Source organism: Sediminibacterium roseum, assembly GCF_009939005.1.
GTDB lineage: Bacteria > Bacteroidota > Bacteroidia > Chitinophagales > Chitinophagaceae > Sediminibacterium > Sediminibacterium roseum.
The window spans coordinates 334,286-346,708 of record NZ_JAACJS010000002.1; the positions used below are offsets into that span (position 1 = coordinate 334,286).

The following is a 12,423-nucleotide window of genomic DNA, read 5'->3' on the forward strand; positions in this document are numbered from 1 at the left end:
TGTCACTTTACAAAGGATCAAGTCAAAGAAAATGAAAACAGAACTTACAAAAGGAGATAAAGTTGTTTTAGGATTCAGTGGCGGACTAGACACCACCTACTGCGTAAAATACCTCACCGATGAGAAAGGTTACGAAGTACACAGCGTGATCGTAAATACCGGCGGTTTCTCAGAAGACGAACTCGCTAAAATTGAAAAACACGCCTATACACTCGGCGTAAAATCCCATACAACCGTAAATGCTGTTCAGAGCTATTACGACAGGATCATCAAATACCTGGTCTACGGCAATGTGCTGAAGAACAATACCTACCCGCTCAGCGTAAGCGCAGAAAGATTGAGCCAGGCCCTGCACATTGCGGAGCACGCAAAAAAACTGGGCGCCAAAGCCGTGGTACACGGAAGCACGGGTGCGGGTAACGACCAGGTGCGGTTTGATATGATCTTTAACATCATGATACCCGGCATAGAGATCATAACTCCGATCAGGGATCTGAAACTGAGCCGTGAAGAAGAGATCAGCTACCTCAAATCAAAAGGCGTAGAGATGAATTTCGAAAAAGCGGCCTACTCTATCAACAAAGGATTGTGGGGAACAAGTGTTGGCGGTAAAGAAACACTCAACTCAAAAGGCATGCTGCCCGAAGAAGCATGGCCAACACAGGTTACCAAAACAAACGATGAAGAAGTAAAACTTCATTTCGAGAAAGGAGAACTGACCGCTGTGAACGCACAGGCCTTTGATCACCCTTCCAAAGCAATTCAATACCTGCAAACGATCGCCGGCGCTTTTGGCATTGGCAGGGATATACATGTGGGCGATACGATCATCGGCATCAAGGGCCGCGTAGGTTTTGAAGCCGCGGCTCCCATGGTGATCCTGAAAGCACACCATGCACTCGAAAAACACGTGCTCACCAAATGGCAGCTCGGCTGGAAAGACCAGCTGGCGCAGTTCTACGGCAACTGGCTACACGAAGGGCAGATACTCGACCCCGTAATGCGCGACATCGAGGCCTTCCTCGAAAACTCGCAGGAGAACGTTACGGGCGATGTATATGTGCAACTGCAGCCCTATCGTTTCCAGGTAACCGGCATCGAATCGAAATACGACCTGATGAGCAGCAAATTCGGGAAATACGGGGAGATGAACTCCGGCTGGACAGGCGACGATGTAAGAGGGTTTACCAAAATATTCGGCAACCAGACAGCGATCTATCACAACATCAAAGAATCCAATCAATGATAAAAGTATCCGCAAATGACCCTCTTCATCATTACCAATGGGGTGATGGATGTGATGGATGGAATTTTGTGGACAACGCATCGCTCTCCGTTAAACAGGAGCGAATGCCACCCGGAACATCGGAAACATTGCACTACCACGTACACGCGCAGCAATTCTTTTTTATACTGAAAGGCATTGCGCATTTTGAAGTAGACGGTGAAGTGATGACCGTAAACGAGAACGAAGGACTGCACATAGCCGCAGGAAAAAAACACCGCATCAGCAATAAATCAGGATCGGCAATCGAATTTATTTTATCGTCGCAGCCATCAACAGCGGGCGACAGGATCAACATACCATCATGAAAAAAATAAACGCAGGAATTGTTGGGGGCGCCGGTTATACAGGAGGTGAGATGGCCAGGTTACTGATCAACCACCCGGATGTACACATATCTTTCATACACAGCACCAGCAACGCAGGAAATGCAGTGAGTAAGATTCATGCAGATCTTTTGGGAGAAACAGATCTTGTTTTCACGGATCAGTTACAGCAGGATATCGATGTACTTTTTTTATGCGTGGGACATGGCGATGCAAAGAAATTTCTTGCAGCCAATGATATTCCCGCAAGCGTAAAGATCATTGACCTGTCCCAGGATTTCAGGCTGCGCGCAAACGCAGGAAATGGCAACCGTGCATTTGTATATGGGTTACCGGAGCTGAATAGAGAAGCCATTAAGACGGCTGAAAATATTGCAAACCCGGGCTGTTTTGCAACGGCCATACAGCTGGGTTTGTTGCCGCTTGCAAAAGCGGGTGTGCTCGGAGACGTATACACCACGGGCATTACGGGCTCAACAGGTGCTGGCCAGGGGTTGAGCGCAACATCGCACTTCAGCTGGAGGGCGAACAATATACAGGCTTACAAAACACTGCAGCACCAGCACATCAGCGAAATACACCAGAGCCTGCAGCAGTTGCAGGGCAATGATGGCATGCACGTGAACTTTGTTCCATGGCGCGGTGATTTTACAAGGGGCATCTACATCAGCTCCATCGTTGATTGCGCATTGCCATTGGATGAGATCAGGCAACTGTACAAAGCGTATTATGCGGATCATCCGTTCACACACGTGAGTGAAACGATGATCGATCTTAAACAGGTGGTGAACACCAACAAATGCCTGATCCATATCGAAAAACAGGGAAGCAAGATCGTTGTGCATTCAACAACGGATAATTTGTTGAAGGGCGCCTGCGGACAGGCCGTACAGAACATGAACATTTTATTTGGCCTCGATGAAACAGCGGGCCTTAAACTAAAAGCAAATTATTTCTAAAGAAGTGTTTATAAATTAAAGCGTATGAATCTTTTTGATGTATACCCGTTAAACAACATCGCGATCACGAAGGCGAATGGCTCTTATGTTTGGGACGCAAACGATATTCAATACCTCGATATGTACGGCGGTCACGCTGTGATCAGCATCGGACACACCCACCCACACTGGGTAAAACGAATAGAAGATCAGCTGGAGAAAATTGCATTCTATTCAAACTCGGTCGTAATACCGATCCAGAAAGAACTTGCATCAAAGCTCGGAGCCTTGAGCGGCAAGCCCGACTACAGCCTGTTTCTCTGCAACAGCGGCGCGGAAGCGAACGAGAATGCGTTGAAACTGGCTTCGTTTCACAACGGCAGAAAAAAGATCATCGCGTTCAGCAAATCCTTTCATGGGAGAACATCGCTTGCGGTATCCGCAACCGACAACCCATCGATTGTTGCGCCGGTGAACGAAACGGACAATGTGATCTTCCTCCCATTCAACGATGAGGCCGCATTGAAAGATTGCTTTGCAAAACATGGTAGTGAGATCTCTTCCGTGATCATCGAAGGCATACAGGGTGTAGGTGGGATCAATATAGCAACCGCCTCTTTCCTTCAACTCATCAGGACATTGTGCGATGAAAGCGGCGCGGTTTTTATTGCCGACAGCGTGCAATGCGGCTATGGCAGAAGCGGGAAGTTTTTCTCGCACGACCATGCCGGGGTGAACGCAGATATTTATACGATGGCAAAAGGAATGGGCAACGGTTTCCCTGTTGCGGGCATTCTGATCGCACCCGGCATCCAGCCTAAACACGGGATGCTTGGAACCACGTTCGGTGGAAACCAGCTTGCCTGTGCGGCAGCGCTGGCTGTGCTGGAAGTGATCGAAAAAGAGGACCTCATCAACAACGCAAAAGAGAACGGCGAATACCTGGTGGAGCAACTCAAACAGATCGATGGCTTGAAGAACGTTCGTGGTATGGGTTTGATGATCGGCTTTGATGTTCCCGAAGAGCTGAAAAACCTGAAAAAGAAATTGCTGTTCGATTTCAAAATATTCACGGGCGAAGCAAAGCCTAACGTGATCAGGCTGTTGCCATCGCTTGCGCTTACCAAACAACAAATCGATGATTTCCTGTTGAGCCTGAAGGGGGCAATAGAAGAGATCGTTGACGAACAAAAAGAGCTCGCCCTGTAAACCGTTACCCAGCACAACTTCATACCAGCAAAAAAACACGATGAAACAATTTATTTCTGTTAATGATGTAAACGATATCAATGCACTTGCCGCAAAAGCGCTTGCATACAAAGCCAATCCGCTTGTAGATGCCCGCCTGGGCGCGAACAAGCGCATTGGCCTCCTGTTTCTCAACCCAAGTTTGCGCACGCGCCTGAGTACACAGATCGCTGCAAAGAACCTGGGTATGGAGGCGATCGTTTTCAACGTAGACAAGGAAGGCTGGGCCCTCGAATTTGAAGAAGGTGCGATCATGAGCGGCAACACCGTTGAACACATCAAAGACGCAGGCCCCATACTGGGCCAGTATTTCGATATTCTCTGTATCAGGACCTTTCCTTCGCTGAAGAACAGGGAGGATGATTACAGTGAAATGTTCATCAACCAGTTTATCAAATACGCCGGTGTTCCTGTTGTAAGCCTCGAAAGTGCAACGCTGCATCCGCTGCAGTCTTTAACAGATATTGTTACCATCAAAGAACAACTGCTGGCAACACCACTCAATAAAAAACCAAAGATCGTTTTAACCTGGGCGCCGCACATCAAGCCCTTGCCGCAGTGCGTGGCCAACAGTTTTGCACAGTGGGTAAATGCATGGAGCGAGGCAGAATTTGTGATCACACACCCGCAGGATTACGAACTTGCTGAACAATTTACCAAAGGCGCAACCATTACCCACGACCAGGATGCGGCTTTGAAAGACGCAGATTTTGTATACGTGAAGAACTGGAGCACCTATAGCGATTACGGGAAAGTGTACGAAAACGATCCCGGGTGGATGCTCACCGAAGAAAAACTCAAGGCAACGAACAATGCAAGGGTAATGCACTGCCTGCCCGTTCGCAGGAACGTTGAGTTGAGCGACGAGGTGCTCGACAGCCCGCACAGCCTGGTTACAAAACAGGCAGGCAACCGGGTTTGGGCGGCGCAGGCGGTGTTAAGTGAGCTTTTAAAAGCCTGAGCAGATTTATAACATGGAAACGTTTAACCATACAAACAGCAGTTCTCCCGGCGCCGCCCACCAAAGCGGTAAGCTCCTGGTCGTAAAGATCGGCGGCAACATCATTGATGATACAGCCAAGCTGAACGCATTCCTCCGTTCTTTTGCTTCCATTCCCGCAAAAAAAATATTGATACACGGCGGGGGAAAACTGGCAACACGTCTTGCAGAACAAATGGGTGTTGAACAACAGATGATCGACGGAAGAAGGATCACCGACGCCGAAACCCTGAAGATCGTTACGATGGTGTATGCAGGGTACATCAACAAGAACATCGTGGCACAGCTGCAGGCGAACCACTGCAACGCGATCGGTTTGAGCGGCGCCGATGGCGGCCTTATTCTTGCGCACAAAAGAAAACACGCTTCGCTTGATTATGGTTTTGTAGGCGATATCGATCATGTGAACACCGATCTTTTACAAACCTTACTCGATAAAGACATTGCAGTGGTGGCGGCACCCATCACACACGATGCAAAAGGCCTTTTGCTGAATACAAATGCCGACACCATCGCACAGGAAATTGCAACAGCACTGGCGCCGTTGTACGATGTATCGCTGATCTATTCCTTTGAAAAAAATGGCGTACTGTTGGATGTGGAAGATGAAAATTCTGTGATCGCCAGGATGAATGCATCATACTACGCCGAGCTGAAAGAAAAGCAGCTGATCTTTGCCGGTATGATACCGAAACTCGACAATGCCTTCGCTGCCTTGCAAAAAGGTGTGGCCAAAGTGATCATCGGCAAAGCGGAACAACTCCAGCAACTGGTGGATGGTGCGTCAGGAACAACAATAAGTCATGAGTGAACCTTTGAACATATTACAGCACAAAGCGATCGGTTTGTTAAAAGAACTGATCGCCACACCATCGTTCAGCAGGGAAGAGAGCGGCACTGCGTTGATACTTGAAAATTTTTTCAGGGAGAACGCCATACCCGTAAACCGTTTCATGAACAATATATGGGCGGTGAACAAACACTTTAATGAAAGCAAACCATCGTTGCTTTTAAATTCCCACCACGACACCGTTAAACCCAACAAAGCCTACACACTCGATCCTTTTGCACCGGTTGAAAAAGACGGGAAATTGTTTGGCCTCGGAAGTAACGACGCCGGCGGCGCGCTGGTGGCTCTGATCGCAGTGTTCCTTTATTTCTACGAAGCAGAAGGCCTCAAATACAACCTTGTTTTTGCAGCAACGGCTGAAGAAGAGATCTCCGGGAAAAACGGTATCGAGATCCTGCTTGCCGAATTGCCGCGGCTCGATTGCGGCATCGTTGGCGAACCCACATTGATGCAGATGGCGATTGCCGAAAGAGGGTTGCTGGTGCTCGATGTTACCGCCACGGGAAAAGCGGGCCACGCGGCGCGGGAAGAAGGCGAGAACGCCCTCTACAAGGCGCTCGCAGACATCGAATGGTTCCGAACTTATGCATTTGAAAAAGTTTCGCCATTGCTGGGCAAGGTTAAGATGACCGTTACCGTGATCGAAACAGAAAACAAAGCGCACAACGTGGTGCCTTCGCAATGCCGTTTTGTGGTTGATGTACGCGTGAACGAATTGTATACGTTTGAAGAGATCCTTTCTGTGATAAGATCGCATGTAAAAAGCGATGTGCAGCCGAGAAGCCTGCGTATGCGTTCCACATCTATCGCTATGGATCATGCGCTTGTGAAAGCAGGATTGGCGCTGAACCGCAGCTATTACGGATCGCCCACTACGAGCGACAAGGCATTGATGCCGTTCCAGACACTGAAGATGGGGCCGGGCGACAGTGCGCGGAGCCATACCGCAGACGAATTTATATTTACAGAAGAGATCAACGGGGGAATAGAACTTTACATTCAACTTTTAAAGCAGGTATTATGAAGCTGTGGAGCAAAGACAACACCGATACATCAAAACAGGTAGAGAAATTTACCGTGGGCAAAGACAAAGAGTTTGACCTGCAACTTGCACCTTTTGATGTGATGGGATCGATGGCGCACGCCAGGATGCTGGCCAGCGTTGGCCTGCTTACCAACGATGAGTTGAATGCATTGCATGCAGAATTGAAAAACATCCTGCAGCTTGCCACGAGATCGGAGCTTACGATCGATGAATCTATTGAAGACATTCACTCGCAGGTTGAGTTCCTGCTCACCCAGAAATTGGGTGATACAGGAAAGAAGATCCATTCGGCACGCAGCAGGAACGACCAGGTGCTGGTAGACATCAAATTGTTCCTCAGGAACGAAATCGAAGAACTGGTAAACAGTATACAACCCTTCTTTCATTTGCTGCTCGAGCAAAGCGAGAAATACAAACAACATTTGCTGCCCGGCTACACACACCTGCAGCTTGCCATGCCCTCATCGTTCGGACTGTGGTTTGGCGCCTATGCAGAAAGCCTGGTAGACGATGTGACCACGCTGAAAGCAGCATACGAAGTGGTGAACAAGAACCCGCTGGGCTCGGCCGCCGGTTATGGATCATCGTTCCCGATCAACAGGACGTTGACAACGCAATTGCTGGGTTTTGCCGACCTAAATTACAATGTTGTATATGCGCAAATGGGACGCGGAAAAGCGGAGCGCATCACGGCCATGGCGATGGCGAATGTGGCAGACACTCTTTCGCGCATGAGCATGGACGCCTGCCTGTACCTGAACCAGAATTTCGATTTCATCAGTTTTCCGCCGGCGCTTACAACAGGATCCAGCATTATGCCACATAAAAAAAACCCGGATGTTTTTGAATTGATCCGTTCGCATTGCAACAGGTTAAAGGCATTGCCGAACGAGATCATGCTGATGACCACCAACCTGCCATCCGGTTACCACCGCGACCTCCAGTTGCTGAAAGAACACCTGTTCCCTGCATTTCAAATCCTGAAAGACTGTCTGCAGATGGCCAGCCTGATGATCTCGAACATTTCTGTAAGGGAGAACATACTTGCGCACGAAAAATACCAATACGCCTTCAGCGTAGAGGAGGTGAACAAGCTGGTGCTGCAGGGTGTTCCGTTCAGGGATGCCTATAAGCAGGTGGGAATGGCCATTGAAGAGGGCAGGTTTACATACAATACCGAACTCAGGCATGTGCACGAAGGCAGCATTGGCAACCTCGGCAACGACAGGATACAGTCAATGATGCAGCAAACCGTTTCCCAGTTTGGCTTCGGGAAAGTGCATGAAGCGATTGCGGAACTGACAAAATAAGCAGGCTGGCCGCCTGGGGTGCCGGTTAGAACTACGTTAAACATCCTGCGAAGAAAAAAGCCAATGGGGCAATAGCTAACAGTCAACAGCTTTTTTTCGTTTCTTTGACCCCTACAAAAAATAAAAAATGAAACAACTCCTGATTATTGTGTTTGCCCTGGTTACTGTGAGCAGTTTTGGACAGGCAAAGAAACCCGCTGGCGCTGCAGCAAAGCCGGCTGCAAAAACAAGTACTGCAACAACCAACCCATTCAAGAATGAAGTGGATAGTGTAAGCTATTCCATCGGGTTACTGGTTGCCCAGAACCTGAAGGCACAGGGTTTTGACAAGCTCAATGTTGCCCTTTTTCAGAAAGCGGTAACCGATGCCACACAGAATAAAAAACCTTTGCTCACCGAAGACGCGGTTAAGAACTGCGTAATGGGCTACCAGCAAAAAGTACAAGGCGCCAAACAGGCCGAAATGGCAAAAGAAAATGCGGCCAAGGGTGCCGTGGCGAGAAAAGAAGGTGCGGCATTTCTTGCAGAAAATGCAAAGCGCCCGGGTGTGATTACCACGCCTTATGGCTGGCAATATGAAGTGATCAAGGCCGGAACGGAAGACACCAAACCAAAGCTTACCGATAAAGTAAAGGTTCATTACCACGGAACGCTTATCAACGGAACCATTTTCGACAGTTCGGTAGACCGCGGCGAACCGATCGTTTACCCGGTAAACGGATTCATCACCGGATGGCAGCAGGCCCTCCAGATGATGACCGTGGGCAGCAAATGGAAACTCTATGTTCCTGCCGATCTCGCCTACGGCGACAACCCGCCGGGCACAAGCATTCCCCCGGGATCTACCCTGGTGTTTGAGATGGAACTGTTGGGACTTGCCAACTAAACAACAACAAAGATTTTATTGTACGATACGATTAGCCACCGGTCCACAACCGGTGGCTTTTTTTTGATGAATGCCGGTTCATCGCCACAGCGGACAAAAAGCTTTAACCTTTATTAACCTTTCTCTCATCTAAATTAACGCCCCCAGCCACGGCGCGCAGCTACTTTTGGATCATTATAAACCAAAATTGCTATGAACCGGATTTTTACACTGCTTGCTTTTTTTATTCTCCCTTTTATTGTACAGGCCCAACAGCAACCCGCCATCCGTGGTGTTGTTTATGATACCGCTTCGAAACACGGGCTGGCCTATGCAACCGTGTCGATCGTTAATGCGAAAGATTCTACACTCGTAACCTTCACCCGCGCCGATTCTACCGGTAAATTCAAGTTCGGACCGCTGGGCAAGGGTAAGTATTTGTTGTCGTCTTCTTATGTGGGTTTTGTTCCGGTATGGAAACCGCTGAACATTGAAACAGACGGGCAATTGGTTGAGATGGGAAACATCGCCATGACAGACATTCTCAGTTCGGGCGATGTAACCGTTACCGCCCGCAGACCGCCTGTTACCATCAGCGGCGACACAGTAGAATTCAATACAGAAAATTTTAAAACGCAACCCAATGCCGTTGTTGAAGACATGCTTAAAAAAATGCCCGGTATTACCGTAGACAACGATGGAACGGTGCGTATGAACGGCCAGAAAATAAACAGGGTATTGGTGAATGGAAAAGAGTTCTTTACCGGGGATCCCAAAATGGCCACCAAAAACCTCGATGCGGATGCGGTAGACAAAGTACAGGTATTCGATAAAAAAAGCGACCGTGCAGAGTTTACCGGTGTGGATGACGGACAAAGTGAAAAAACGATCAACCTTAAACTGAAAAAAGACCGCAACCACGCGCTGTTCGGGAAAGTAAGCGCGGCCGCAGGCACAGAAAGCCGCTGGGACGGGCAAACCAATATCAATAAATTCAATGGCGACCAGCAATTGTCGTTCATAGGCATGGCCAACAACACCAACCGCCAGGGCTTCTCTATTTCAGATATCCTGAATTTCACCGGCGAGTTATCGCGTGGCATGCGGAGCGGTGGCGGTGGTATCGTGATCAATACTGGAGGACCGGGTGGTGATAACAACGGGTTGCCCGTAACCGGTGCCGGACAGAATGCGCAGGGTGTGGCAACAACCTATGCCGGCGGCATCAACTTCAATGATACCTGGAACAAGAAAACGGATTTCAATGCAAGCGGTATGGGAAGCAACATCGATCTGCTCACAAACAGGACAACCAACCGCCGTTTCGGCTTCAATGGCGGAGGTAGTGATTACGAAGAAGAGCGAACCAGCAATACTGCGCGCAACAGCAGGCAGCAGCGGGTGAATATGATGATCGACAGCAAGATCGATAGTTTCAACGCGATTAAATTTACGCCTTCGTTTACCACGCAGCAGGTAGACTCGCGCACCACCACTTCCTATCTACAGCAAAACCTGAAAGGCGTGAAACTGAGCGAAGGAACAACAGACAATTCAACACATTCCGATGCATTCAATTTTGGCGGAACGGCATTGTTCAGGAAACGTTTCCAGAAAAAAGGAAGAACCATTTCGAGCCAGGTAACGCTTGCATACAACGACAGCAAACAGGACGGATCGGTAAACAACCTCTTCCGCAATTACGTGGGTGGTGTTGCCAGGCCTGATTCTGTTGTTGACCAGCGCAACAGGCGCGAAGCCGTTACGCGTGGTTTTGGTGCGAACATTGTTTATACGGAACCGGTGGGCAAAAAATCATTGCTCGAGTTCAGCGGTTTTTACAACACCAATGTGGGTGATGCGAAACGCCTTACGTATGATTATGGAAAAAGTTCCGGCAAATACGACCAGTTCAACGCGGCGCAAAGCAATGATTTCAAAAGCGATTACAGCTATGGCGGCGGTAGCCTGAGTTTCCGTTCGAACCAGAAGATGTTCAACTATACCATCGGTACCACATTGCAGGAAGCAAAACTGAACAGCTATAACAATACTACCGGAACGGCCATCAGGCAATCGTTCACAGATGCGTTGCCGAGTGCAAGCCTCACTTACAAAATCGCGAGCTCACGTTCATTGAGCCTGAACTACAGCACATCAACAACACAACCCAGCACCACGCAGTTGCAGCCGGTTGCCGATGTAACGGATCCAACCAATACCTATATCGGTAATCCGAACCTGAAACGCAGCTATGCACAATCGATCAGCCTGAATTATTTTTCTACCAACATGTATACGCAGCGCAATTTCTTCGCATTTATCTCTGCATCAAAAACGGATAATGCGATCACCAATTCAGATTCGCTTGTGAATACGGGCGGCAGTAACCTGCGGATCTCATCGCCGGTTAACGTAAGCGGCAACTACATGTTGTTCGGAAGCATCAATGCAGGCTTCCCGATGAAGAAACTGAAATCGAGGCTCGACATTGGTATCGGTACAAACTTCATTCACAACAACAGCTTCATCAGCGGAAAACCAAACGTGATCGAGAACATGAGCCTCAGCCCGAACCTGACCTATAACTTTTACCTCGAAGGCAAAATGGACCTCAATGCCAATGCAAGGCTCAACATCAGCAAAGCCACATATTCGGCGCAGCCGCAGATCAACAGCAATTACCTGCAGCAGGTGTATGGCTTTGACATGACGAACTACCTGCCATGGGGGTTGGTATTGAACAACAACTTCAACTACACCGTTAATTCCGGGCGCGCGGATGGGTTCAATACGAGTGTGGGTTACTGGAACGCTTCAATCGCCAAAAGCTTTATGAAGAACAAACGGGCGGAGATCAAGCTTACTGCGTTCGATATCCTGAAACAAAACCAGGGCATCAGCCGCAACGCCAACCAGAACTATGTAGAAGACACGCGTTACAACGTGCTGCAGCAATATTTCACACTGGGTTTCACATTCAGTCTTAACAAAGCGGGCAACACCGCCAACGGCGCACGTATTGTTACCCGAACTATCGGGGGGTAGTCTTACTGGTATACAAGAGAAAGTAAAACGCGAAAAAGAAAGCTTACACAATTCTTCCTCGTTTTTCTCCTGTGCGTTTTAGACCCCACCTCTGTTTGAGGTGGGGTTTTGTTTTTTTGATAATGTATGGAACTGGAATTTATTGCAACATAAACAACAAAACGCAGTAAACTACGTTGGCTTCTAAAGAGAGCATCTTTTCTTCTTTAACAGCATCCGCGATTTGCGTGGAATGCTGTTGAAAAATTTCAAAGTTTTCAAAAGCTGCAACTGACCAATGCGATCGGGTTTTGCATATATAATTACTGCTGGCGACCAACATCAACAGCGGAGGTTTTGGTCAATATAAGTGGATTGTGTTTTCTATTGAAGCGGAACGAAGCTGGAAAAAGGATTGCTGCCAATCCGACACTTGACTGTTTTCACCAGGGATGGGCTTCCCGTTGTACTTTCTATTACCTTCGTTCTTGTTATGAAAGGACCTTGTAAATCCATCCCTGTTGTAAAG

General features: G+C 48.4%; 10 protein-coding genes. All 10 read left to right on the plus strand.

Annotated features, from left to right (window positions below):
* Window positions 1-31 precede the first annotated feature (31 nt).
* The 10 genes from argG (at window position 32) to GWC95_RS01490 (ending at window position 11,915) form a co-directional block, all read left to right on the plus strand.
* Entirely contained in the window at window positions 32-1,246 is a 1,215-nt protein-coding gene (argG, locus tag GWC95_RS01445; protein WP_161816889.1) for an argininosuccinate synthase, read from the plus strand.
* On the plus strand, window positions 1,243-1,593 hold the full coding sequence (locus tag GWC95_RS01450; protein ID WP_161816890.1) for a cupin domain-containing protein: 351 nt from the start codon (window positions 1,243-1,245) through the stop codon (window positions 1,591-1,593). The genes argG and GWC95_RS01450 overlap by 4 nt, the downstream gene beginning before the upstream one ends.
* On the plus strand, window positions 1,590-2,570 hold the full coding sequence (gene argC, locus GWC95_RS01455; RefSeq protein ID WP_161816891.1) for an N-acetyl-gamma-glutamyl-phosphate reductase: 981 nt from the start codon (window positions 1,590-1,592) through the stop codon (window positions 2,568-2,570). Before GWC95_RS01450 ends, argC begins: the two co-directional genes overlap by 4 nt.
* A 24-nt stretch (window positions 2,571-2,594) precedes the next feature.
* Window positions 2,595-3,758: an aspartate aminotransferase family protein gene (locus tag GWC95_RS01460; RefSeq protein WP_161816892.1), complete on the plus strand. Its 1,164-nt coding sequence runs from the start codon at window positions 2,595-2,597 to the stop codon at window positions 3,756-3,758.
* A 40-nt stretch (window positions 3,759-3,798) separates the two neighbouring features.
* Entirely contained in the window at window positions 3,799-4,758 is a 960-nt protein-coding gene (locus GWC95_RS01465) for an N-acetylornithine carbamoyltransferase (protein ID WP_161816893.1), read from the plus strand.
* A gap of 13 nt (window positions 4,759-4,771) precedes the next feature.
* Complete coding sequence (argB, locus tag GWC95_RS01470; protein ID WP_161816894.1) at window positions 4,772-5,608, plus strand: acetylglutamate kinase; 837 nt, start codon at window positions 4,772-4,774, stop codon at window positions 5,606-5,608.
* Window positions 5,601-6,671 carry a M20 family metallo-hydrolase gene (locus tag GWC95_RS01475; protein ID WP_161816895.1) on the plus strand — a complete coding sequence of 357 codons (1,071 nt, stop codon included), beginning with the start codon at window positions 5,601-5,603 and terminating at the stop codon, window positions 6,669-6,671. Before argB ends, GWC95_RS01475 begins: the two co-directional genes overlap by 8 nt.
* Complete coding sequence (argH, locus tag GWC95_RS01480; protein ID WP_161816896.1) at window positions 6,668-8,002, plus strand: argininosuccinate lyase; 1,335 nt, start codon at window positions 6,668-6,670, stop codon at window positions 8,000-8,002. The genes GWC95_RS01475 and argH overlap by 4 nt, the downstream gene beginning before the upstream one ends.
* Before the next feature lie 127 nt (window positions 8,003-8,129).
* On the plus strand, window positions 8,130-8,888 hold the full coding sequence (locus tag GWC95_RS01485) for an FKBP-type peptidyl-prolyl cis-trans isomerase (RefSeq protein WP_161816897.1): 759 nt from the start codon (window positions 8,130-8,132) through the stop codon (window positions 8,886-8,888).
* Window positions 8,889-9,080: 192 nt separating this feature from the next.
* Window positions 9,081-11,915, plus strand: a complete 2,835-nt coding sequence (locus GWC95_RS01490; RefSeq protein WP_161816898.1) for an outer membrane beta-barrel protein — start codon at window positions 9,081-9,083, stop codon at window positions 11,913-11,915.
* Window positions 11,916-12,423 lie beyond the last annotated feature (508 nt).